Source organism: Mesorhizobium sp. M0340 (genome assembly GCF_040321535.1).
Classification (GTDB): Bacteria; Pseudomonadota; Alphaproteobacteria; order Rhizobiales; family Rhizobiaceae; genus Mesorhizobium.
In genome coordinates, this window is record NZ_JAMYRR010000004.1 from 200,729 (window position 1) to 223,463 (window position 22,735).

The 22,735-nt window shown below is 62.4% G+C and carries 24 protein-coding genes and 1 tRNA gene; 13 read left to right on the plus strand and 12 right to left on the minus strand.

The window, feature by feature from the left end:
* Positions 1–116 precede the first annotated feature (116 nt).
* Both NKI79_RS07710 and NKI79_RS07715 read right to left on the minus strand, forming a co-directional pair.
* A tRNA-Arg gene (locus NKI79_RS07710) sits at positions 117–193 on the minus strand.
* A gap of 308 nt (positions 194–501) precedes the next feature.
* Complete coding sequence (locus tag NKI79_RS07715) at positions 502–1,989, minus strand: ATP-binding protein (RefSeq protein WP_352647791.1); 1,488 nt, start codon at positions 1,987–1,989, stop codon at positions 502–504.
* Positions 1,990–2,323: 334 nt separating this feature from the next.
* On the opposite strand from NKI79_RS07715, the gene rpmH reads away from it, so the two are divergent.
* The 5 genes from rpmH to yihA all read left to right on the plus strand — a co-directional run bounded on the left by rpmH (position 2,324) and on the right by yihA (position 6,111).
* Positions 2,324–2,458 (plus strand): 50S ribosomal protein L34, encoded by a 135-nt coding sequence (gene rpmH / locus NKI79_RS07720; protein WP_008833937.1) that lies wholly within the window; start codon positions 2,324–2,326, stop codon positions 2,456–2,458.
* Positions 2,459–2,481: 23 nt separating this feature from the next.
* Positions 2,482–2,835 carry a ribonuclease P protein component gene (rnpA, locus tag NKI79_RS07725; RefSeq protein WP_254815896.1) on the plus strand — a complete coding sequence of 118 codons (354 nt, stop codon included), beginning with the start codon at positions 2,482–2,484 and terminating at the stop codon, positions 2,833–2,835.
* A 13-nt stretch (positions 2,836–2,848) separates the two neighbouring features.
* On the plus strand, positions 2,849–4,672 hold the full coding sequence (yidC, locus tag NKI79_RS07730) for a membrane protein insertase YidC (RefSeq protein ID WP_352477052.1): 1,824 nt from the start codon (positions 2,849–2,851) through the stop codon (positions 4,670–4,672).
* A gap of 144 nt (positions 4,673–4,816) precedes the next feature.
* Positions 4,817–5,455, plus strand: a complete 639-nt coding sequence (locus NKI79_RS07735; protein WP_352452996.1) for a CatB-related O-acetyltransferase — start codon at positions 4,817–4,819, stop codon at positions 5,453–5,455.
* Positions 5,452–6,111, plus strand: coding sequence for a ribosome biogenesis GTP-binding protein YihA/YsxC (gene yihA / locus NKI79_RS07740; protein ID WP_352472343.1), 660 nt, complete (start codon positions 5,452–5,454; stop codon positions 6,109–6,111). Before NKI79_RS07735 ends, yihA begins: the two co-directional genes overlap by 4 nt.
* 21 nt (positions 6,112–6,132) lie before the next feature.
* On the opposite strand, the gene NKI79_RS07745 is transcribed toward yihA, so the two are convergent.
* Positions 6,133–6,879, minus strand: a complete 747-nt coding sequence (locus tag NKI79_RS07745) for a TetR/AcrR family transcriptional regulator (RefSeq protein WP_352800829.1) — start codon at positions 6,877–6,879, stop codon at positions 6,133–6,135.
* A gap of 143 nt (positions 6,880–7,022) precedes the next feature.
* Between NKI79_RS07745 and NKI79_RS07750 the strand changes: the two genes are divergently transcribed.
* Entirely contained in the window at positions 7,023–8,201 is a 1,179-nt protein-coding gene (locus tag NKI79_RS07750; protein WP_352686454.1) for an HlyD family secretion protein, read from the plus strand.
* 22 nt (positions 8,202–8,223) lie between these two features.
* Positions 8,224–9,816 (plus strand): DHA2 family efflux MFS transporter permease subunit, encoded by a 1,593-nt coding sequence (locus NKI79_RS07755; RefSeq protein ID WP_352800831.1) that lies wholly within the window; start codon positions 8,224–8,226, stop codon positions 9,814–9,816.
* Between the two features lie 214 nt (positions 9,817–10,030).
* Here the strand turns inward: NKI79_RS07755 and msrB are convergent, their stop codons facing one another.
* The 4 genes from msrB to NKI79_RS07775 form a co-directional block, all read right to left on the minus strand.
* Complete coding sequence (gene msrB, locus NKI79_RS07760; RefSeq protein ID WP_352800833.1) at positions 10,031–10,531, minus strand: peptide-methionine (R)-S-oxide reductase MsrB; 501 nt, start codon at positions 10,529–10,531, stop codon at positions 10,031–10,033.
* Positions 10,532–10,703: 172 nt separating this feature from the next.
* The gene (locus tag NKI79_RS07765) at positions 10,704–11,261 is read right to left on the minus strand and encodes a fasciclin domain-containing protein (protein ID WP_352800835.1); all 558 of its coding nucleotides are present in this window, start codon (positions 11,259–11,261) and stop codon (positions 10,704–10,706) included.
* Positions 11,262–11,466: 205 nt separating this feature from the next.
* Positions 11,467–12,171: an anti-sigma factor gene (locus NKI79_RS07770; protein ID WP_352801083.1), complete on the minus strand. Its 705-nt coding sequence runs from the start codon at positions 12,169–12,171 to the stop codon at positions 11,467–11,469.
* Positions 12,168–12,707 carry a sigma-70 family RNA polymerase sigma factor gene (locus NKI79_RS07775; protein WP_352501141.1) on the minus strand — a complete coding sequence of 180 codons (540 nt, stop codon included), beginning with the start codon at positions 12,705–12,707 and terminating at the stop codon, positions 12,168–12,170. Before NKI79_RS07775 ends, NKI79_RS07770 begins: the two co-directional genes overlap by 4 nt.
* Before the next feature lie 126 nt (positions 12,708–12,833).
* Here NKI79_RS07775 and NKI79_RS07780 point away from each other — a divergent pair, with 126 nt between their 5' ends.
* Both NKI79_RS07780 and argB read left to right on the plus strand, forming a co-directional pair.
* The gene (locus NKI79_RS07780) at positions 12,834–14,330 is read left to right on the plus strand and encodes an amidase (protein WP_352800836.1); all 1,497 of its coding nucleotides are present in this window, start codon (positions 12,834–12,836) and stop codon (positions 14,328–14,330) included.
* 156 nt (positions 14,331–14,486) lie between these two features.
* The gene (gene argB / locus NKI79_RS07785; RefSeq protein WP_023677482.1) at positions 14,487–15,380 is read left to right on the plus strand and encodes an acetylglutamate kinase; all 894 of its coding nucleotides are present in this window, start codon (positions 14,487–14,489) and stop codon (positions 15,378–15,380) included.
* Between the two features lie 16 nt (positions 15,381–15,396).
* On the opposite strand, the gene bchE is transcribed toward argB, so the two are convergent.
* The gene (gene bchE / locus NKI79_RS07790) at positions 15,397–16,935 is read right to left on the minus strand and encodes a magnesium-protoporphyrin IX monomethyl ester anaerobic oxidative cyclase (protein WP_352800838.1); all 1,539 of its coding nucleotides are present in this window, start codon (positions 16,933–16,935) and stop codon (positions 15,397–15,399) included.
* A 102-nt stretch (positions 16,936–17,037) separates the two neighbouring features.
* On the minus strand, positions 17,038–17,514 hold the full coding sequence (locus NKI79_RS07795) for an Lrp/AsnC family transcriptional regulator (RefSeq protein ID WP_352506020.1): 477 nt from the start codon (positions 17,512–17,514) through the stop codon (positions 17,038–17,040).
* Positions 17,515–17,654: 140 nt separating this feature from the next.
* On the opposite strand from NKI79_RS07795, the gene phhA reads away from it, so the two are divergent.
* The gene (phhA, locus tag NKI79_RS07800; RefSeq protein WP_254815886.1) at positions 17,655–18,488 is read left to right on the plus strand and encodes a phenylalanine 4-monooxygenase; all 834 of its coding nucleotides are present in this window, start codon (positions 17,655–17,657) and stop codon (positions 18,486–18,488) included.
* Here phhA and NKI79_RS07805 read toward each other — a convergent pair.
* Together NKI79_RS07805 and NKI79_RS07810 are read right to left on the minus strand one after the other, a co-directional pair.
* Positions 18,483–18,740 carry a hypothetical protein gene (locus NKI79_RS07805; RefSeq protein WP_352800841.1) on the minus strand — a complete coding sequence of 86 codons (258 nt, stop codon included), beginning with the start codon at positions 18,738–18,740 and terminating at the stop codon, positions 18,483–18,485. The two genes, phhA and NKI79_RS07805, sit on opposite strands and share 6 nt — an antisense overlap.
* Before the next feature lie 82 nt (positions 18,741–18,822).
* Entirely contained in the window at positions 18,823–19,584 is a 762-nt protein-coding gene (locus tag NKI79_RS07810; RefSeq protein WP_352800843.1) for a GGDEF domain-containing protein, read from the minus strand.
* Between the two features lie 161 nt (positions 19,585–19,745).
* On the opposite strand from NKI79_RS07810, the gene NKI79_RS07815 reads away from it, so the two are divergent.
* Entirely contained in the window at positions 19,746–20,453 is a 708-nt protein-coding gene (locus tag NKI79_RS07815; RefSeq protein ID WP_254815882.1) for a pyrimidine 5'-nucleotidase, read from the plus strand.
* A 33-nt stretch (positions 20,454–20,486) separates the two neighbouring features.
* Here the strand turns inward: NKI79_RS07815 and NKI79_RS07820 are convergent, their stop codons facing one another.
* Positions 20,487–21,326, minus strand: a complete 840-nt coding sequence (locus tag NKI79_RS07820) for an LOG family protein (protein ID WP_352477036.1) — start codon at positions 21,324–21,326, stop codon at positions 20,487–20,489.
* Positions 21,327–21,471: 145 nt separating this feature from the next.
* Between NKI79_RS07820 and dapD the strand changes: the two genes are divergently transcribed.
* Both dapD and NKI79_RS07830 read left to right on the plus strand, forming a co-directional pair.
* Positions 21,472–22,326, plus strand: coding sequence for a 2,3,4,5-tetrahydropyridine-2,6-dicarboxylate N-succinyltransferase (gene dapD, locus NKI79_RS07825; protein ID WP_352506026.1), 855 nt, complete (start codon positions 21,472–21,474; stop codon positions 22,324–22,326).
* A gap of 30 nt (positions 22,327–22,356) precedes the next feature.
* Positions 22,357–22,734, plus strand: a complete 378-nt coding sequence (locus NKI79_RS07830) for a DUF805 domain-containing protein (RefSeq protein ID WP_352455974.1) — start codon at positions 22,357–22,359, stop codon at positions 22,732–22,734.
* The last annotated feature ends 1 nt before the right edge of the window (position 22,735 follow it).

The following is a 22,735-nucleotide window of genomic DNA, read 5'->3' on the forward strand; positions in this document are numbered from 1 at the left end:
CTTTTCCACCGCCTAACGCCGCCGTTTCTACGCCTTTCGCTCGCGGACTATCTCCCGCGATTTGCGCGGGCGTAGTCTGGTGGGAATCGGGCTATATAGTGCGATCGGTGGATATTTGGCGCGCCCGAAGAGATTCGAACTCCTGACCCCCAGATTCGTAGTCTGGTGCTCTATCCAGCTGAGCTACGGGCGCGCAACAGGCCATGCTTGGCATAGCCCCGCGATCCGATCCTGGCGACCGGCCGCGATGTGAGCTGTTCCCTAGCGACTGAATTTGCGAAAAGCAAGCCGATCCTGGCCAAAAGTTTTGCAGTCATGCTTTGCCGTCATGCGCCGGCCGGCGAAGGCAAGACCACGTCACGCGGCGGCCGAGCCGACAAGGTCGTAGTCTTGGATCGGTCATTCGTAACGAAATGAGCCGTTGCACGGCGGCCGAGCCGATGGCTCGTAGTCTCGGACCAACCCTTTGTGAATTGAAACGATCCGTAACGAAACGGTTCGTTACGCGGGGCGGCGCAGCCCGTTGCGGGCCTGGTCGAGCCGGACCGGCTGGTCGGGAATGGTGACCGCGAATGTGGTGCGGCCGCCGATCGATTCGACCAGCTCCACCGTGCCGCCATGGGCGCGGATCAATTCATGGGCGATCGCCAGGCCAAGGCCGGTGCCGCCGCTGCGGGCCGAGCCGCGAAATGCCGCGAACAGGTTTTCTCGCGCCTTTGGCGGCAGGCCGGGGCCGGTGTCGGTGACGACGATGCGGCTGACGCTGCCGATGCGCTCGGCCGATATGGTCAGGCGGCGCACCACGGCGCTCTCGGTGTCCGCCGCCATCGCCTGCACGGCGTTGCGGCTAAGATTGGTGAGCACGCGGAAGAGCTGGTCGGAATCTGCATCGACCTCGAGCACCGGGTCGACGGCGTTGACGAATTCGATGCCGCACTCGATATCGAGCAGGCCCTGGACGTCTTCGACCAGCTGGCGCAGCCGCAGCCTGCGGCGCGACGGCGGCGGCTCCTGGGTGCGGCCATAGGCCAGCACGCCCTCCGAATAGGACACCGCACGGTCGAGCGCGCGCAGCAGTTTTGGCGCGAAGGCCTGCACGGTCGGGTCCTTGACCTGGCGCAGGCGGTCCGACATCAGCTGCGCCGAGGCGAGGATGTTGCGCATGTCGTGGTTGATCTTCGACACGGCCAGGCCGAGGTCGGCCAGGTGCTTCTGCTCGGTCAGCATCTTTTGCAGCCGCTCCTGCATCTGCGACAGTTCGCGTTCGGCGACGCCGATCTCGTCGGCCCGGGCGGCGGGGTGAATGATGCGGCCGGGATCGTCGGGCGCCTCGGAAAAGGACAGCATCGAGCGTGTCATCGTCCTGATCGGGCCGATCATGATCAGGTCTATCGCGGCATAGACCAGCATGGCGGTGAACAGCGAGATCAGCAGCGAGACGAAGGCGACGTTGCGCGAATAGATCAGCATGGCATTGCGCAGGCGGTGGTCGGGCATGATCAGCTCGAATTCCTTGTCGCTGTCGCCGACCGGCCCGAAAACGCGCAGCATCCGCTTGCCGCCGAAAAACAGCGTGTCCAGCGCGCCGGTCATGCCCTTGATCATGCCGACATTGGCGATATCGATATGCTCGTCGACCTGCGGCGGCATTTCGGCCACGACCAGAAGCCGCGAGACGCCGCCGTCGCGCACGGCGATCGCCTTGGCGCCGATCGCCATCAGTACGTCGTTCTGGGCGGCACGCGACAGCGAGGCAGGTTCGCCCTGCACCAGGACGATGGAAACCGCGGCGGCGGTGCTCAGCCTCTCCTTCAGCCAGCTCAGCCTGTAGCTGGCGATCCAGGGCACGAAGATGAGGATTTCGGCCAAGAGCACGAAGACGATGGTAAGCAGCAGCAGCTTCGTCGACAGGCCGCGCGCCAGCGGCACCCTGCGGGTGGCGGCCTTCGCCCGGGCGATGCTTTCGTCGGTTGCTGGGACTTCACTCATGCTCGTCGTCACGGCTGCCTGTCATCACGGCTGCTTGTCTTTAGGACTGCTCGTCTTCACGATCGCTTGATCGGGCAAGATTAGGCGATTGCGGCTTTTTTGCCAAATTCATCCTTGGTCGAAGCCGGAAAGAGGGCGCAAGGACTTCCCTGCCAGTCCGACAACGCCGGCCCGACAGGCTGGATTGACTTCCAAAACCCTTCTTTCTATAAGCCCGCTCACGCTCGGGCCATTCGTCCCGGCGCGGTTTCGATCGCGCCAAAACCGGCCCGGCAAAGCTCCTGTTACAAAGTGACAGAATCAAGAAGGGCCGCACCCCGCGGTATTTAAACAAATGAAGCGTACTTACCAGCCGTCCAAACTCGTTCGCAAACGCAGGCACGGCTTCCGTGCCCGCATGGCCACCAAAGGTGGCCGCGGCGTCGTCGCAGCCCGCCGCAACCGCGGCCGCAAGCGTCTCAGCGCCTGAGCACCAAGCGAGAGACAAGATCGTTGCCCGCAACCGGCAAGCCAACGGGTGCCCATCCCAAGCGGCTTCTGAAGCGCGCGGAATTCCTGGCCGTCCGTCGTGGTGAAAAGCGCCGCGGGCGGCTTTTCCTCGTCGAGGTCCTGGGCCGCGGCGACGGCGAGGCGCCGCGCGTCGGCTATACCGTCACCAAGAAGGTCGGCAACGCCGTCGTTCGCAACCGCATCCGGCGGCGGCTGCGAGAGGCCGTGCGCACGCATGCCGCGGATGACATGGTGCCCGGCAATGATTATGTCATCGTCGGGCGCGAAGACGTGCTTACGACTCCGTTCGGCCAGTTGAAGGCCGAACTCTCCCGCAGATTGCGTGGAACACGATAGGCCAAGGGCTTCGATGGAAAACAACCGCAACTTCTTCATCACCATCGCACTGTCGGTGCTGATCCTGGCGCTTTGGCAATATTTCTACGTGATGCCGCGCAGCGAGATGCAGCGCGAAGCCGCCCGCATCGAAGAACAGCGCGTGGCGGAGCAGAAGAAGGCTGCCCAAGGCACCGCTCCCGGCGCGAGCGAAACGCCGGTGCAGCCGGGCGCCATTCCGAGCGCGCCCGGCGGCGACGCGGTGACGCCGGCCGGCCGCGAGCAGGCGATTGCTTCGACGAAGCGCGTCAAGATCGACACGCCGAGCCTCGAAGGTTCGATCAACCTCACCGGCGCGCGCCTCGACGATCTCCGGCTCAAGCATTACAGGGAGACGGTCGACAAGACCTCGCCCGAGATCGCGTTGCTCAACCCGGCGTCCCTGCCAAACGGCTATTTCGCCGAGATCGGCTTTTCCGGCACGCCGGATGTGGGCAGGCTGCCCGGCCCCGACACGGTCTGGCAGACCGACGGCAATGCGACGCTGACACCAGCGACGCCGGTCACGCTGACCTTCACCAACGACAAGGGTCTGGTTTTCAAGCGCACCTTCTCGGTCGACAGCCAATATATGTTCACCGTATCCGACACGGTCCAGAACGGCGGCTCGGCACCCGCGACGTTGTCGAACTATGGCCGAGTCACCCGCTTCGACAAGCCGGCTATCGCCAGCACCTATGTGCTGCACGAGGGCCTGATCGGCGTTACCGGAAGCGAGGGCCTGCAGGAATACAAATACTCCAGCGTCGAATCGGACAAGGAGTACAAACCAGGCAAGTCGAGCGACGGCTGGCTCGGCATCACCGATAAATACTGGGCGGTGACCCTGGTGCCGCCGAGCGGCCGCGAATTTCAGCCCAAATTCTCTTATTTCGAGTTCAAAAGCGGACCCCACCCGCATAGCTACCAATCCGATTTCCTGTCCGATCCGGTCACAATCGCTCCCGGGCAATCGACGACCGTGGAGTCGGAGATATTCGCCGGCGCCAAGGAAGTTTCGACGATCAACGCCTATGAAAAGGACCGTCATATTCGCCAGTTCGACCTGCTGATCGACTGGGGCTGGTTCTATTTCATCACCAAGCCGATGTTCTGGCTGATCGACACGCTCTACAAATTTTTCGGCAATTTCGGCTTGGCGATCCTCGCCACCACCGTCATCGTCAAGGCGCTGTTCTTCCCGCTCGCCAACAAGTCCTATGCGTCGATGGCGAACATGAAGAAGGTGCAGCCCAAGATGCTCGAGATCCGCGAGAAATACGCGGACGACAAGATGAAGCAGCAGCAGGCGATGATGGAGCTGTACAAGACCGAGAAGATCAATCCGCTCGCCGGCTGCTGGCCGGTGGCGTTGCAGATTCCGGTGTTCTTCTCGCTCTACAAGGTGCTCTACATCACCATCGAGATGCGGCACGCGCCGTTCTTCGGCTGGATCCAGGATCTGGCGGCGCCGGACCCGACATCGATTTTCAACCTGTTCGGGCTGATCCCGATCACCTTGCCGCACATGCTGATGATCGGCGTCTGGCCGCTGATCATGGGCGTGACGATGTTCCTGCAGATGCGCATGAACCCGACGCCGCCGGACCCGACGCAGGCGGCGATCTTCACCTGGATGCCCGTGATCTTCACCTTCATGATGGCGGGTTTTCCGGCCGGTCTCGTTATCTACTGGGCCTGGAACAACACGCTGTCGATCCTGCAGCAGGGCGTGATCATGAAGCGGCAGGGCGCCAAGATCGAACTGTGGGACAATCTGGTCGCGCTGTTCCGCAAGAAACCGTCGCCGGCGGAATAGCCGGCGCTCCGATGATGCGAAACCAGAAAGCCCCGGTTCGTCCGGGGCTTTTTGTACAGGCTGGCGGTCTGGATTAAGCGATTGGTACGGCCGGGCGGATCGCGCTATTTTGACCTGGCTGGCAGTTGCCCGACGGAGCTCGATATGACCGGACCCAATCCATCGATCAAGCATCCGATCCCGTTGCACACGCGCGTCGGCTTTCTGAAACCGCTGGTAACGGCGCCGAACATCGAGATCGGCGATTTCACCTACTATGACGACCCTGACGGGCCCGACAAATTCGCCGAAAAATGCGTGCTGCATCATTACCCGTTCATCGGCGACAGGCTGGTCATCGGCAAGTTCTGCGCCATTGCCGAAGGCGCGCGCTTCATCATGAACGGCGCCAATCACGCCATGTCCGGTTTTTCGACCTATCCGTTCAACATCTTCGGTCACGGCTGGGAGGAAGGCTTCGACCCGGCGACATGGTCGAAGGAGGTCCGCGGCGACACGATCGTCGGCAATGATGTCTGGATCGGCATGGAAGCGGTGATGCTGCCGGGCGTGAAGATCGGCGACGGCGCCATTGTCGCGGCAAAGTCGGTGGTGACGCACGATGTGCCGGCCTATGCGATCGTCGCCGGCAATCCGGCCAAGGTGGTAAAGATGCGCTTCGACGACAGGACCATCCGGCGGCTGCTGGCGCTGGCGTGGTGGCACTGGCCGGTGGAAAAGATCAGCCGCAATCTCGATGCCATTCGTGGCAGCAACATTTTTCTTCTGGAGGCAGCGGTTTGAACGCGTTGAACAAGACCACGATCGGCATCGAATTGTTCACGCGAGCCTGGATATTCATCCGCGGCGTGCCGGCGATGAAATTCCTGCCGCCGGAGGGTCCGCCCGAGATCGCCTTTGCCGGCCGCTCCAATGTCGGCAAATCGTCGCTGATCAACGCGCTGGTCAACCAGAAGGGGCTGGCGCGCACCTCCAACACACCGGGCCGCACGCAAGAACTCAACTATTTCGTGCCGGGCGGATTTTCGGGAGAAGGCGCCGACCTGCCGCCGATGGCCCTGGTCGACATGCCGGGCTATGGCTACGCCACGGCGCCGAAGGAAAAGGTCGACGAGTGGACGAAGCTCGTGTTCGACTATCTGAAGGGCCGGGTGACGCTGAAGCGCGTCTACGTGCTGATCGATGCCCGCCATGGCATCAAGGCCAAGGACGACGAGGTGCTGTCGCTGCTCGACAAGGCGGCGGTGTCGTATCAGATCGTGCTGACCAAGACCGACAAGATCAAGGCGGCGGGGGTACCGCGACTGGTCGAGGAAACGCTTCAGAAGATCAAGAAACGCCCGGCGGCCTTCCCCTTCGTGCTCGCCACGTCGTCGGAAAAGAGCGAGGGCCTCGAGGAACTGCGTGCGGCGATCGTGCTCGCCGCCAATGGCGGATAGGCAACGGCCTCCGACGGCTGGTCAGGCGGGACTGGAGGCCCGTTCCTGCTCTGCAAGCTGTTCTGTGCCGTAGGCCTTCAGGAACACGTCGACGCCCGACCTGACGATATGTTCGATCTCGGCCACACTTGGCGCCTTGGTGCGGTAGGCGAATATGCACTGGCGGAAAAGACCGGCCAGGCACAGTTCGGTGAACTGATAGGCGGCAAGCTCGACGTCGTCGATCTTCAGCAGACCGCGTTCGATAGCCATGTTGAGGAAAACGACAACCCTGTCATGGCCGCGCTTCGGCCCGCGTTCGTAAAATCGCGCGCCAAGCTCCGGAATCCGTTCCGACGCACCGATCACCGTCCGCTGCGCCAGGATGACCCTGGCCGAAGTGATCTTCATGGATAGCACGATGCCGAACTTCACCAGCGTCTGGCGAAGGTCGCCGATCTGGTCGAGCACCTCATACATGTTCTTGAAGATCGTGCCGCGTTCTTCCTCGATCAGCGCTTCGAACAGCTCTTCCTTGTTGGCGAAGTAGACATAGATCGTGCCCTTGGACACGCCGGCCTCGCGCGTAATGTCGTTCATCGACGCGGCTTCGAAGCCCTTGTCGATGAAGACACGGCGCGCACCCTCGATGATCTGGCTGCGCTTGACCGGGTCTTGCCCCGCGGCCGGGCGGCCGCGCGGCAGACTGTCCAGCAGATCGCACTGCTCCTTGCCAGCGCTGGATGGGCCTGAATCAGACAAAGGAGCGGCCTTGGGGGCTTCGGCCATAATGTCACACCTCGTAAAATAATTCGAACCATCCGGTTCGATTGCTCTTGATATGGGCCTGTTTAAGCGCTAAGTCAACGTCGAGATCGAACCGAACGGTTCAGTCTGACAACATTCAGCGCCAGTTAATTTAGAGAGATATCATGTCCTCGAACGCGCCCACCAGTGCCGAAGTCCGTCCTTTCCCCAGCGCCAAGGTCCAACCTGCGATCGAAGCGCCGGAAGCCCCTCTCAAGCCCGCCGACATCACCCCGCTGGCTCCCGCCAAAAAGAAGCGCTCTATGCGCTCGATGTTGTTGCCCATCATCGGCTTGGCCCTGCTGGGCGCCGGCGCATGGTATGGCTATGACTACTGGACCGACGGGCGCTTCATGATCTCGACCGACGACGCCTATGTCCAGGCCGACACGGCGTTCATCTCGCCAAAAATCTCAGGCTATGTCGATCAGGTCAAAGTGACTGAGAACCAGCAGGTGAAGGCCGGCGACCCGCTGCTGATCGTCGATGACGGTGACTACAAGATAGCCGTTGCCCAGGCCGAGGCGCAGATCGCCACGTTGAGCAAGACGCTCGACCGCATCGATGCCCAGACCGAAGCGGCCCGCGCCTCGCTCAAGCAGGCGCAGGCGCAGAAGACCGCCGACCAGGCCGCGGCAGACAATGCGAAGCGGGTTCAGGTCCGCGCCGCCCAGTTGCTCAAGACCCGCGTCGGTACCCAGGCCCAGTTGGACGATGCCCAGACGGCGGTCGAGCAAGCCAATGCCGCTCTAGCCGGCGCCGACGCGCAGATCGCGGCTGCTCAGGCCAATATCGGCGTGCTCCAGGCGCAGCGGGCGGAATCGGCCAGCACGCTGGCCTCGCTGCAGCTTGCCCACGACAAGGCGGTGCGGGATCTGTCTTTCACCGTGCTGCGCGCACCCTATGACGGCGTGGTCGGCAACCGCTCGGTCGAGCAGGGCGACCTGATCAGCCCCGGACAGAAGCTCGCCGTCATCGTGCCAATGGACAAGCTCTACATCGTCGCCAATTTCAAGGAGACGCAACTTGCCCGGCTGGTGCCTGGTGAAAAGGTCAGGGTGTCGGTCGACGCGATCGATGGCCAGGATTTCGAGGGTACCGTGTCGTCGCTGGCGCCGGCTTCGGGAGCAGTGTTCTCGCTGCTGCCGCCGGAGAACGCCACAGGCAATTTCACCAAGGTGGTGCAGCGCGTTCCGGTTCGCATCGACGTGCCCGCGGATGTGCTGAAGACGGGCAAACTGCGCGCCGGCCTGAGCGTCGTCGTCGCCGTCGACAGCCGCACGGCGCCTTCGGCATCGAAGTAAAGCGGAACCGGGAGCAAGGGTCATGGCGACCGCAACCATTACCGCCGGATCGGTGTCGGCCATCCCGGCCCAGACAGATCACATCCCGATCCGCCGTGTCATCGCCTTCCTGGCGATGGTGTTCGGCATGTTCATGGCGATCCTGGACATCCAGATCGTCTCAGCCTCGCTGGCCGAGATCCAGGCGGGCTTGAGCGCCAGCTCGGACGAGATCCCTTGGGTGCAGACGGCCTATCTGATTGCCGAGGTCGTGATGATCCCGCTGTCCGGCTTCCTCAGCCGGATGCTGTCGACGCGCGTGCTGTTCACAATCTCGGCGGCGGGCTTCACCGCGGCCAGCGCGCTGGCGGCGACCGCAACCAATATCGACCAGATGATTGTTTACCGCGCCGTGCAGGGCTTTATCGGCGGCGGCATGATCCCGAGCGTCTTTGCAGCCGCCTTCACCATCTTCCCGCCGTCCCGCCGCGCCGTCGTCTCGCCGATGATCGGCCTGGTGGCGACGCTGGCGCCGACCATCGGCCCGACCGTCGGCGGCTATATCAGCCATGCCATGTCCTGGCATTGGCTGTTCCTGGTCAACGTCGTGCCCGGCATTCTGGTGACGACGGCCGCCTGGTCGCTGATCGACTTCGACAAACCCAATCTCAAGCTGTTCAGCAAGTTCGACTGGTGGGGGCTTGCCGGCATGGCCGCCTTCCTGGGCTGCATGGAATATGTGCTGGAGGAAGGTCCCAACAACGACTGGCTGCAGGATCAGGCGGTGTTCGTCTGCGCCGTCATCATGACCTTCGGCGCGGTGCTGTTCTTCTGGCGCGTGTTCACCGCCGAGGAGCCGATTGTCGATCTGAGGGCTTTCAGCAATATCAATTTTGCGTTCGGCTCGCTGTTCTCCTTCGTGGTCGGCATCGGCCTCTACGGTCTGACCTATCTTTATCCCGTGTTCCTGGGGCGCATCCGCGGCTACGATTCGATGATGATCGGCGAGGCGCTGTTCGTCAGCGGCCTGGCCATGTTCTTCACCGCGCCGATCTCCGGCATCCTGTCGAACAAGATGGACCCACGCATCATGATGATGATCGGCTTCTTCGGCTTCGCCACGGGAACTTGGTGGATGACGCATCTCACCGCCGACTGGGATTTCTACGAACTGCTGATCCCGCAGATCCTGCGCGGCTGCTCGATGATGCTGTGCATGGTGCCGATCAACAACATTGCGCTCGGAACCTTGCCGCCGGAGCGGCTGAAGAATGCGTCTGGCCTGTTCAACCTGACCCGCAATCTCGGCGGCGCCGTCGGCCTGGCCGTCATCAACACCGTGCTGATCGACCGCAATGCCTTCCACTACGCCAGGCTCTCCGAGCACGTGCAATGGGGAAGTGCCGCTGCGCAGCAGAAGCTGCAGAACATGACGCTCAGCTTCGAGCAGACCGCCGGGCTCGACGCCTCCAAGGCGGCCATCTCCAAACTGTCAGGCATGGTCCAGCAGCAGGCGTCGCTGCTGTCGTTCATGGACGTATTCTTCATGCTGACGGTTTTGTTCGCGACGCTTGGGCTCTTCACCCTGGTGATCCGCAAGCCAGCCGCTCAGGGCGGCGGTGGCGGAGGCCATTGAGGCGCGCTGGATCCCCCGCCTGGCGCCCTCGCGCATGGCCCCGAAAAGCGATTTTCGGGGTCATGCGCAAAATCAACCATTACGAAGTCTTGGAGCGGCGGACACTCCCACCGCTCCAACTTTTTGTTTGAGCATCGGATTTTCCCAAAACCGCTTCGCACTTTTGGGTCCGATGCTCTAGCGCGCTCCGACAAAGTAAGGGGCGCGGCCGTCCTCACGCCGTCGCCGGCTTGAAGGTCAAGGCGACGCCGTTGATGCAGTGTCGCAACCCGGTCGGCGGCGGACCGTCGTCGAAGACGTGGCCGAGATGGCCGCCGCAGCGGCGACAATGGACCTCGGTGCGGGTCATGCCCAACGACCTGTCCACGGTCTTGCCGATGGAATTCGGGATTTCCTGCCAGAAGCTCGGCCAGCCTGTGCCGGAATCGAACTTGGTCTCAGACGAATAGACCGGCAGGCCGCAGCCCGCGCAAGCGAAGATGCCTTTGCGGTGCTCGTTGAGCAGCGGACTGGTGCCCGGATATTCGGTGCCCTCCTTGCGCAGCACATTGAAGGCCGCGTCGGACAGGATGGCGCGCCACTCGGCCTCGGTCTTGGTAACCTCGAAAGTCTCGGCCGCGCGTGCATCCCGGGCTCCGCCCATGCGCAGCGCGGTGGCGCCTGCGACAACGCCAATGGCTGCCGCACCACTCAAAAGAAGCTCGCGACGGTTCATAGCCATTCCTCCTGTTACTGCTTGTGCCAAATTCGACCGCCACACGGAAATCAAAAGCCGGTGACGATCGCTGTCCTCAAAGCGGGACTCCGCGCCTATCCATCTTGCGTGAACGGCGCGGAGTGTGCGCAGGGAGGCCCTTAGCGATATCTTCGCCGGCAGCGTGCGTTTGTTACATCTTCGGCAAGAGAACCTTATCGACGACGTGGATGACGCCGTTGGACTGTTCGACATCGGCGATGGTCACATTGGCGACGTTGCCGTTTTCGTCGGTCACGGTGACCTTGCCGCCGTCAGTCTTGAGCGACAGTTCGCAACCACCGACCGTCTTGACCTTGTGCGTGCCACCGTCGTGCTTGACCATCTTGGCGACGTCGGCGGCCATCGCTTTGGCGCCGATGACATGGCAGGTCAGGATCTTGACCAGCTTATCCTTGTTTTCAGGCTTGAGCAGCGTCTCCACCGTGCCGGCTGGAAGTGCCGCAAAGGCCTCGTTGGTCGGCGCGAACACAGTGAAGGGGCCAGCGCTTTGCAGCGTATCGACCAGGCCGCCTGCCTTGACGGCAGCGACCAGCGTCGTGTGGTCCTTCGAGTTGACCGCATTTTCGACGATGTTTTTCTGGGCATACATGGCGGCGCCGCCGACCATTGGATTTTGGGCATAGGCAATGGTGGCGAGCGCAGAAATGGCGACCGTGCCGGCAAGCAAAAGGGTGGCGAATTTACGCATAATTTCAATCTCCTCGGGTTATCATTCCCCTCATTCGGGAACGCAAGGAGATACGCGATAGAAAAATCCTGAGTTTCGTCCTCTCCGCAAAAAATTGTGCCACTGAAATTTTCCCGGCGCGGATCGACAACCACCAACAAGCTTTGCAGGCGTTTAAATCGCGGAAGATAGATTTTCAGGTCTGCTTCCGGGAGATGAGAAGCGGTCAGATGCTCTTCAGATCGCCCGCTGCGACCACCGGTCCAGTCGGCTGGCCGGTCGGTGAACCGCCGGCAGGCTCGACGCTGACCGCAAGCACGGCGCCTTGCGCCAACTTCTCCTGGACGGGGGGCGGGATGGCCAAATGCGCGGTCGCGCCGGCCGGGATGACGCCCATCGACACCGGCGCCTTCTTGCCTTCGATCATCCACAATTCGAAGTCCTTGCCGGCGGCCCGCTCGCCGGAAACGTGGGACAGACCGACCTCGTGACGGGCGGCATCGTAGACAACGAGATATTTGACGTCGCTGCCTTCGGCCGCCAGCGAGGCGACAAGCCGCGTCTGCGGCGGTTCGGTGGGCGGGCGGAAGTAAGGTACGGCGATGTAGATCGCCAGCGCTGCAATGGCGGCGGCGGCAAGACCGCGCCAGAAGCCAAGGCTCGACCAGAGGCCGGCGCGCGGCTCTGCAGCGAACAGCCGGCGGTCCAATGCTTCCTTGACCCTGATCGGAGGCTCTGTCGCCGGATAGGCGGCGGCCATCGGCGAAAGATGCGCCTCCCAGCTATCGACAAGGCGCGCGAAGGCGGCGTCCGCATCAATGCGGCGGGACGCGATCTCGCGTTCATCGGCGGCCAGCACGCCAAGAACGTATTCGGCGGCGAACAGGTCGTCACCCCCACGTTCCGGTCCATTGTCGTCAGCCAGCGTCATCTTTCCAGGCATTCTCTCAGTTTCAACAGGCTGCGACGCAGCCAGGTCCGCATCGTGTTCAGCGGTACGCCATAGCGCTCCGCCAGCTCGGCATAGCTTTTGCCATCCAGATAGGCGCCCCGGACGGCCGCCGCCCGGTCCTTCTCCAATTCCTCGAGACAATGGTAGATACGTTCGGACTCACCGCCCGCCACGGCCATGGCCTCCGGCCCCGGCGCCGGATCGGCCACGTCGAGCGCGGCATCGATATAGGCGGCAGGCTCTCGCCGCGCCCTGATCCGATCGATCGCATGATTGCGCGCAATGGCCACCAGCCAGGAGATCGGGCTCAGATCCGAAACGGCGAAACGGTCCGCCTTCGTCCATATCTTGACGAAGACCTCTTGAAGCGCCTCTTCCGCATCTCCCCGATCCTTCAATACACGAAGGCAGACACCGAAAAGTTTCGCGCTGGTCTGCCGGTACAGCAGATCGAACGCAGCCCGGTCCTTCATCGAAGTCCGGACAATCAGGTTGCTGATGTCCTGCGGCGTCATCGGCCGCCAAATTAGGCGATTGCAATGTATTTGCAACGACTGAAATGGTCTTGCGCATCGGCAGCGCCAGCCTCGATTGCCAATGAAATCGCCTCCCGCTAGCTTGCCATCAGCGGGAGGGTGACCATGTCGATCGAGCGGGTTCTGTGGGAGCATGACGCAACCGGCCAGGCCGCACTCGTGCACAAGGGAGAGCTCACACCGCAAGATCTCGTCGATGCAGCGATCGCCCGGGCCGAGGCCACCCGGCCGGAGATCAACGCCATCGCCGAACCGCTTTTTGAGGCGGCGCGGGCGCGCGCGAAAACCGTCGACCACAAGCTGCCGCTTGCCGGAGTGCCCTTTGCGCTGAAGGACCTCGGTATCGCCATGAAGGGCGTGCCGACGCATGGCGGTAGCCGCATCCCGGCTTTCACCCCCGATTTCAACTCGGTCATGACGGAACGCTATCTGGCCGCCGGCCTGATCCCGATCGCCACCAGCACCGCACCCGAACACGGGCTGAGGCTGATGACGGAGTCCGTGGCTTACGGTGTCACCCGCAATCCGTGGAACACCGCGCACACGACCGGCGGTTCCTCGGGCGGTGCGGCGGCGCTGGTCGCGGCCGGCGTCGTGCCGGTGGCGCACGCCTCGGACGGCGGCGGCTCGATCAGGGTGCCTGCCGCTTGTACCGGGCTGGTCGGGCTGAAAACCTCGCGCGGCCGCGTGCCCTTGACACCGCTCGTCACCGAAAGCTGGTACGGCTTCGTCGTCGACCATGCGTTGGCCCGCTCAGTGCGCGATACGGCGCTGCTGCTCGACCTGACCCACGGGGCTGACCCGCTGTCGCCCTACGCGGCACCCTCGCCGAGCGGCAGTTTTGCTGCAGCGGCCGGGCGCGATCCGGGCAAGCTCAACCTCGCCTTCTATCGAAAATCGCCGCTCGGCCTGCCGATATCGGAAGAGACGTTGAAAGCTCTGGATGCGGCGATCGCGCTGGCGCGCGAAGGCGGGTACAGCGTCGAGGAGATCGACCTGCCCTATATCGATCGCGATTTCATCGCCGATTTCGCCAGAACCGTCGCCGCGGCGGTGGCCGGCACGATGCGTGGCGAGGCCTTGCGCGTCGGCCGCTCCATCTCAGGCGATATCGAACGGGCCACGCGCGTGATGAGCCGGTTCGGTGAAATCCTCTCGGCCGGCGAAATCTACGCCGGCCTGCAGCGGCTGCACGCCGCCTCGCGACGGCTTATCACCGAAACCGCGCGCTATGATGCGGTGCTGATGCCTGTCATCGCGCACCCGCCGCTCGCCTGCGGCACCATGGACCCGAAAGGCGTCGACGAGTTCATCGAGAATGTCCTGGACAGACTGCGCCTCGCCGGCCTGCTGAAGTTCAAGCCGCTATTCGGCCAGCTGATGGACAAGAGCCTCTGGTTCACCCACTGGCCGGCCATCCAGAACGTCAGCGGGCAACCGTCGATCACGCTTCCGGTCTACGTCACCGATGCCGGCCTGCCGCTCGGCGTCCAGGCCGCCGGCCGCCCCGGCGACGAGGAAACGCTTTTGTCGTTCGCCGCGCAGATGGAAAAGATCTCGGGCTGGCTGGGACGGCGGGCGCCGCTGCAGGTGCCGGCGTAGACCATGATCCCGAAAGGTGGGAACCGGTTTTCGGACAAGATCATGGTCAAACAAATAGTAGTACCGATTTGATCGATCGCGACAGCAAAGCCGTTTGCCCCCTCGTCCAATTCCCGCTAAGACGCCGCCGTTCATGCCAAGCTGGGAACCACGCCGATGACGGATGTCGCCGCCACCGCCGAAATGCAGGCCGCGCTGCTTTCAAGGGCGCTGCCCTATATGCAACGCTACGAGAACAAGACGGTCGTGGTGAAATATGGCGGCCACGCGATGGGCGACATCGCGCTCGGCAAGGCTTTCGCCCGCGACATCGCACTTTTGAAACAATCCGGCGTCAACCCAATCGTCGTGCATGGTGGTGGGCCGCAGATCGGCGCCATGCTCAGCAAGATGGGCATCGAATCCAAATTCGAGGGCGGCTTGCGCGTCACCGACCAGAAGACCGTCGAGATTGTCGAGATGGTGCTGGCCGGGTCGATCAACAAGGAGATCGTCGCGCTGATCAATGCCGAGGGCGAGTGGGCGATCGGCCTGTGCGGCAAGGACGGCAACATGGTGTTTGCCGAAAAAGCGCGCAAGACCATGATCGATCCGGATTCCAACATCGAGCGGGTGCTCGACCTGGGCTTCGTTGGTGAGCCTGTCGAGGTCGACCGCACATTGCTCGACCTCCTGGCGCGGTCCGAAATGATCCCGGTGCTGGCGCCGGTAGCGCCCGGCCGCGACGGCCATACCTACAACATCAACGCCGACACTTTTGCCGGCGCCATCGCCGGCGCCTGCCAGGCGACGCGCCTGCTGTTCCTTACCGACGTGCCCGGCGTGCTCGACAAGGACAAGAAGCTGATCGACGAGCTGACCGTGGCCGAGGCCAAGGCCCTGATCAAGGACGGCACGGTCTCGGGCGGCATGATCCCCAAAGTCGAGACCTGCATCGAGGCAATCGAGCGCGGCGTCGCAGGCGTCGTCATCCTTAACGGCAAGACGCCGCATGCGGTGCTGCTCGAGCTGTTCACCGAACACGGCGCCGGCACGCTGATCGTGCCGTGAGGCCGGTCTGAGGGGCTCAAGCGTTTGGCGAAATAGCGGTCACGGACTGACGCTGCAGGCGTTCGACAACCATCGATTCCTCTTGCTCGTCTTGCGGCGAGCCCCAGAATTCGGCGAGCGTCGGGCCATTTTTCAGGCGGCGGTCGCGGACCAGAAAGCCCCAGACTTCGCGGAACCAGACGCGGCGGCCCATTTTGGTGTACCAGCGCATCGAATGCCGTTGCTCCGGATCCTTGTGGAACAGGATACGCGCCAACGCCTTGGGCCGCGACTGCACCGCCAGTTCGATCAGCTTGACGGCAAAGAACAACATCCACGGCTTGAGGCGGGTCATCTGCAGCACCTGATGCTTGTAGTCCCACAGGCGGGCGTCCAGCTGGATCACCTTGCGGTCCCTGGCAATCCTGAAGAACGGCGTCCAGCGATGCGGCGTCACATAGAGCGCCTGGATCTGGTCAGGGTCATAAGCGATCAGCTGGCGGAAGCCGCGCCAGAGGTCGCGCAAGCTTTCGTCCTCGAAACCGGCCACCCAGGTCGCCATCGACAAGATGCCGTTGAGGCGCAGCAGCCGTATCGCCTCGCGGTCGGATGAGGTGCTGCCGCCCTTGCGGATCAATGCAAGCGTCTGCTCGTCGGTATTTTCCATGCCAAGCAGCCAGCGAATGACGCCGGCCTGGCGATAAAGATGCAGGCTGTCGGCGTCGCGGACGATGTCGTCGGCGCGGGTGGAGCCGACGATCAGCACCGGCACATTCTCGGCGATCATCGCGTCGAGAAAGGCGCGCCAGGCTTTTTTGGACGACGTCGGGTTCTCGTCGGCAAGGTTGATCAGCTCGACACCATGCTCGCGGTAAAGCCAGGCAATCTCCCGCGCGAACTTCATGGGGTCGCGGTGCCGCCAGCGCGTCCAGAAGCCGCGCTGGCCGCAATAGTTGCACAGATGCGGACAGCCTCGCGAGAACTGCATGACCACCGCGCGCTTGCCTCCCCAGTAGCTGTAGCGACTGAAGTCGATCAGTTCCCAGCCGATGCGGTAGTCGTCTAGGTTGATGATCGTTCTTGCCGGCCGGGTTGCAAAGGGCTGGCGCAAATCGTCAGGAAAGGCGATGCCCGCCACATCCGGCAGCGGCTTGCGTTTCTCAAGCGCTTCGACCAGCGCGACGATGGTCGCCTCGCCCTCGCCGCGCACGATGAAGTCGAAGACATTCGTTTCAGCCAGTATGTCGCGCCAATGATAGGTCGGAAACACGCCGCCATAGATCAGGATTGTCGCCGGCTGGATGTCCTTGACCATGCCGGCGATCAGCAGGGCTGTCGGATGCGCAGAGGTCGAGCCGGAATGGCCGATCAGAATGCAGTCGGGATGGTCGCTCAAGGCGTCCCGGACCAGCGTGGCAAGCGCCATCGGCCCGAATTCGGCGTCCACAAGCCGCACTTGATGTCCCGCGTCGATCAGCGGACCGCCCAGTGCCAGCAAACCGAGCGGCGGCAGATGGTCGTCCGGCACACGGCTGCCGATGGCGGTATGCGGCGGGTTGATCAGGACGATTTTCATGGCGGGCCTTATGCGATGGCGGTCCGCATGTCGTAGTCGGCCATCTAGTTCCGGAGATTGGCTCGCTTCAGCAGTTTGTATGCAGCTTTTCCGCAGAAATGCCTATCGTCTGAGATGTGCCAGCGGCACATGGCCGGGTCCCTTGATGTTCTGCAGCACAAGCTGCGTGTGGACGTCGCGCACGCCTTCGAGCCGCATCAACCGGTGCATGACGAAGGCATTGAGTTCGTCGACCGACGGCACCATGACATGCAGCAGGAAATCGTAGTCTCCCGTCATCGTCCAGCACGACGACACCTCGTCCATGCGCTGCACGGCGGCGATAAAGGTTTCGGGCGAGCCGTCGCTGTGGGTCACGAGGCGCACCTGGATGAACACTTCGACCATCAGACCGACGGCGCGGCGGCTGAGCACCGCGGCGAAGCCTTTTATGATGCCCGCCTGCTGAAGAGCCTCGAAGCGCCGCGCGCAAGGTGTCGTCGACAGGCCGATCTGCTGCGCCAATTCCGATACCGGCTTGCGCCCGTCGCGCTGCAGGATGTCGAGCATCTTGATCTCGAATTCGTCGAATTGAGGCATTTTCACTCTCCCAAAGCTCGATCGTGGAGTCTTTTACCTCCAACCCTGCATTTGAGCCACCATCAAAGCTGATTTGCCTCGCGCGATCCGGCTAGAATTTCCGGCAATTCGCTGGTCATGATTTCCAGGGAGAGCAAGCCATGACAATGAACGTTGCCGACTATGCCCGCGAATGCGCGGCGCGAGGCCTTCGCGGCGATTACTCCGTCTGCCGTGCCGATTTCACCGTGGCGCAGGGCTACAATTATAGCGACGAAGAACAGGCGGTTTGGCGCACGCTGTGCGACCGCCAGACGAAGCTGACCAGGAAGCTGGCCCACCACTCCTACCTCGACGGCGTCGCGGCACTCGGCCTTCTCGACAAGATCCCGGATTTCGGTGCGGTCAGCGAGAAGCTGCGCAAGTTCACCGGCTGGGAGATCGTCGCCGTGCCGGGGCTCATCCCCGCCCAGCCGTTCTTCGACCACCTCGCCAACCGCCGGTTCCCGGTCACCAACTGGCTGCGAACCCAAAAGGAGCTCGACTACATTGTCGAGCCCGACATGTTCCACGACTTCTTCGGTCACGTGCCGATCCTGACGCAGCCGGTCTTTGCCGACTTCATGCAGATGTATGGCAAGAAGGCCGATAGCGTGATTGCGCTCGGCGGCGACGAGATGATCACCAGGCTTTACTGGTACACCGTCGAATACGGCCTGATACGCGAGCCGGGCCAGCCGCTGAAGGCTTTCGGCGCCGGGCTGATGTCATCCTTCACAGAGCTTCAGTTCGCGGTCGAAGGCGGCGAGGCGCACCATGTTCCCTTCGACTTGGAAACCGTAATGCGCACCGGCTACGAGATCGACAAGTTCCAGCGTGCCTATTTCGTGCTGCCGTCGTTCGACGCCCTGCGTGATGCTTTCGAGACCGCCGATCTTGCGGCGATCGTGGCGCGCCGCAAAGGCGAGCCAGCGCTCGACCCGGCGAGCCTATAGGCTGTCGGTTGTTTCCAACGCCTCGGCCTTCAGCCGGGCCAGTTGGTCGCGCTGAAGGTCGAGGGATGCCGTGACGAAGCGCAGGATCGTGGCGAGTTCAATGTCGGTGAATGTGGCGATCACCTTTTCCCCCTCCTGCGCGATCGCGCCATAATAGCGCGTCGATAGTTCTCGCGTGAGTTCCGTCGCCTCTATGACCACCTTGCGCCTGTCCTCGAGGCTGGCCGCCGCCCTGCTGTTCCGCATCGCCATACGCGGATTTTGACAGTCTGGCCATAGCGCGGTTGAATGCAGACAGGGTGGAACTCTCCCAGCGGAAGGCTCAGGGCCGAACTCAGGCGGCTTCGGAAATATCGCGGTCGATGATCGACAGATTGCGGCCGCGATGCTTGGCCTCGTAAAGCCGCTGGTCGGCGGCGCGCATCAGCTCCGACACTGCGGCGTCCCTGCCGCAGGTGATGCCGCCAATACTGACTGTCAGCGGAACGGATCGTTCGTCGACCGGCCGGAAACGGATACGCTCGACCTCACGGCGGATGCGCTCAGCGACGCGCCTGGCCTCGTGTTCGGTGGCACCAATCAGAAGGGCGCAGAATTCCTCGCCGCCGATGCGCCCAAGCACGTCGCCGCTGCGCACGCCACGCTCTATCGCCTTTGCGATCAGGAGCAGCGCATCGTCGCCGATCAGATGGCCGTAGCTGTCGTTGATGGTCTTGAAATGGTCGGCATCGACAATCAGCAATGCCCCGCGATCGGACTTACGCCGAGAGCCGTCGAGGGCGGCAAAGAAACTTTCGCGGTTGAGCATGCCGGTCATGTCGTCGCGGCTCGCCTTTTCCGCCAGGCGCCGGTGCGCGGCTGCAAGCTGGGCATGATTGCGAGCAAGGTCGCGGTGCGCGTTCTTCACCCTTTCGCTTTGCCAGAATGCATAGGCGCCGGTGCCCCAGGCCAGAACGAGTGGGCACAGGGTAGATGTCAGCCAGATGGTGCGATTGATCGAAAATCCCATCGCCGGCACAACGATCAGCGTCGGCAGAAGTGAGGCGGCGACGGAGGCGAAAGCGATGGCGGCAGACTTTAGAAATATGTGATTCATCGCTGGCTCCCACTGCTCCGTCTTGGTGTCAGCAAGCGCTGAATGCCACCTTTCGGCGATGCTTAAGATGTTAATCGTTTCGCCATTTTCACCACTCTTGGCGCGCACAGGTTGTGGATAAACCTCCTGTTAGAAAGATCGTTTCGTGGCATAAGGACGGTATGACCACACTTCCCGACCCCGCCCGCTTTGCCCATGTCACCGACTGGGTGTTCGATCTCGACAACACGCTTTATCCGCACCATTCGAATCTGTTCTCGCAGATCGATGTGAAGATGACCGCCTACGTCGGAGAATTGCTGACGCTGCCGCGCGCGGAAGCACGCAAGCTGCAAAAGGAGCTCTACCGCGAATACGGCACGACACTGAACGGATTGATGACGCGCCACGGCATCGACCCCGACGATTTTCTCGAGAAAGTGCACGACATCGATTATTCCTGGCTGGTGCCCGATCCCGTCCTCGGCACCGCCATTCGCCAGCTTCCCGGCCGTAAATTCATCTTCACCAATGGCGATCGCCGGCATGCCGAACGCACCGCGCGGCAGCTGGGCATTCTCGAGCATTTCGACGATATTTTCGATATCGTCGCAGCCGGACTGAACCCCAAGCCGGCGCGGCAATCCTATGAGAGATTTGCCGAACTCCATGCCGTTACCGGGCAAAATGCGGTGATGTTCGAAGATCTCGCCCGCAACCTGTCGGTACCGAAATCGCTGGGCATGACCACGGTGCTGGTGGTGCCGCGCAATTTCGAGCCGACCTTCTCGGAAATTTGGGAACGCGACCCGGCCAACGAGGATGATGTGGACTTCGTCACCGACGATCTCGCCGGCTTTCTCACGGCGATCGTCGAAGTCCCTGCTTGAGGCAGCCTGCGCGCTTCAAGTCCTGCTTGCTTGTCAAAGTTTATAGAAGCGGCTGACGATCCCCCAGGCCTCGTCGGCGGTCTCGACAAAATCGATGATATCCTGGTCGCCGGGAGTGATCGTGCCTTGCTCGGCGAGGAAATCGAGGTCGATTGCCCTTTCCCAGAAAGCCTTGCCGAACAGAATGACCGGCACGCGTTCCATGCGGCCGGTCTGGATCAGGGTCAGCGTTTCGAAGAACTCGTCCATCGTGCCGAAGCCGCCGGGAAATACCGCAACGGCCTTGGCACGCATGACAAAATGCATCTTGCGGACCGCGAAATAGTGGAAGTTGAAGCAGAGTTCCGGCGTCACGTAGGCGTTTGGCGCCTGCTCGTGCGGCAGCACGATGTTGAGACCGATCGACGGCGCGCCAACATCGTCGGCGCCACGATTGCCGGCCTCCATGACGCCCGGCCCGCCGCCGGTCACCACGACGAATTCGCGATAGTACGAGGTGGCCGACTGCTGTGAGCAGAGGCGGGCGAATTTGCGCGCCTCCTCGTAATATTTGCTGTTTTGCTCGAGGTTCTTCTTCTGCGTCTCGTTCTTGGCCGCCCAGGCTTCGCCGCCGGGCTCGGGAATGCGGGCGCCGCCGAACAGGATGACGGTCGATTGGATGCCGCGCTCGGCCAGGATCATCTCCGGTTTCAGCAGTTCGAGCTGCAGCCTGACCGCGCGCAACTCGCGCCGCGTCATGAAATCGGGGTCGTTCCAGGCCAGCCGATATGTCTCCGCGCGCGTTTGCGGCGTGTCCGGCACGCTTCTCGACCGCTCCAGATCCTCGTCCGAATGCGGCAGCGGCGTCCATCCCGCCTTTTCCATGGGAGTCATATTTGCTTTACCCGTCCAATCATTCACTTGCGCCGTCCCGTGACGCTGCCGCGATTGACCCTCCCCAAGCCTTCACATAGGGTCCGCGCGACTTTCAAACAGGTTAAGGCGCCGGCCCTTAACAGCTTGGTAATGGAGCGAATTCATGTCGAAGCACGATCTCGCGAGCCTCGAGGAGATCATCGAGAACGCCTTCGAGGAACGCGACACGATTTCGACCGCAACCCGCGGCGAGACGCGCGAGGCCATCCAATCGGCGCTCGACCTGCTCGACCGGGGCGTCGCCCGCGTCGCCGAGCGGCAGGCCGACGGCAAATGGCACGTCAACCAGTGGCTGAAAAAAGCGGTGCTGCTGTCCTTCCGGCTCAACCCGATGGAGATCATCAAGGGTGGTCCCGGTCAGGCGGTTTGGTGGGACAAGGTGCCCTCGAAGTTCGACGGCTGGAGCGCCGTCGATTTCGAGAAGGCCGGCTTCCGCGCCGTGCCGTCGTCGATCGTGCGCCGCTCCGCCTATGTCGCGCCGGGCGCCGTGCTGATGCCGTCCTTCGTCAATGTCGGCGCCTATGTCGACAGCGGCACCATGGTCGACACCTGGGCTTCGGTCGGCTCCTGCGCCCAGATCGGCAAGAATGTGCATCTGTCGGGCGGTGTCGGCATCGGCGGTGTGCTGGAGCCGATGCAGGCGGGTCCCACCATCATCGAGGACAACTGTTTCATCGGCGCCCGTTCCGAAGTGGTCGAAGGCTGCATTGTGCGCGAAGGCTCGGTGCTCGGCATGGGCGTCTTCATCGGCCAGTCGACCAAGATCGTCGACCGCGCCACCGGCGAGATCTTCTACGGCGAGGTGCCGCCTAATTCCGTCGTCGTCGCCGGCTCGCTGCCGGGCAAGCCTTTTCCAAACAACGAGCCCGGCCCCAGCCTCTACTGCGCCGTCATCGTCAAGCGGGTCGACGCCAGGACCCGTTCCAAGACATCGATCAACGAATTGCTGCGCGATTGATCTTTCTCAACGAATACGGACGGAATTCGCTTGCCTGATAGATCAGACCTCATCTGGCTTTTCTTCAAAGCTTCGGGCCGCGTCAGCCGCGCGGCCTATTTTCTTGGAGGATTGCTGGTGGCCATCATACAGGCCTTCCCGCTCTACCGTTTCACGCTGGTGCCGGAAGGCACCACCGAGAGCAACATGTGGTCGTTTATTTTCTTCATCGCCTTCATTGCCTCGCTTTGGTCGAACGTGGTGCTGGCGGTCAAGCGGTTGCACGACCTCGACAAGCCGGGCGTTGCGGCGCTGGTGCTTTTCGTGCCGGTTGTCTCGATCATCGCTTTCCTGGTGCTTTGCCTGTTTCCAGGGCAACCCGGCCCCAACCGCTACGGCAAGCGCACCAATGCCCCGGCTGAACCCTGAG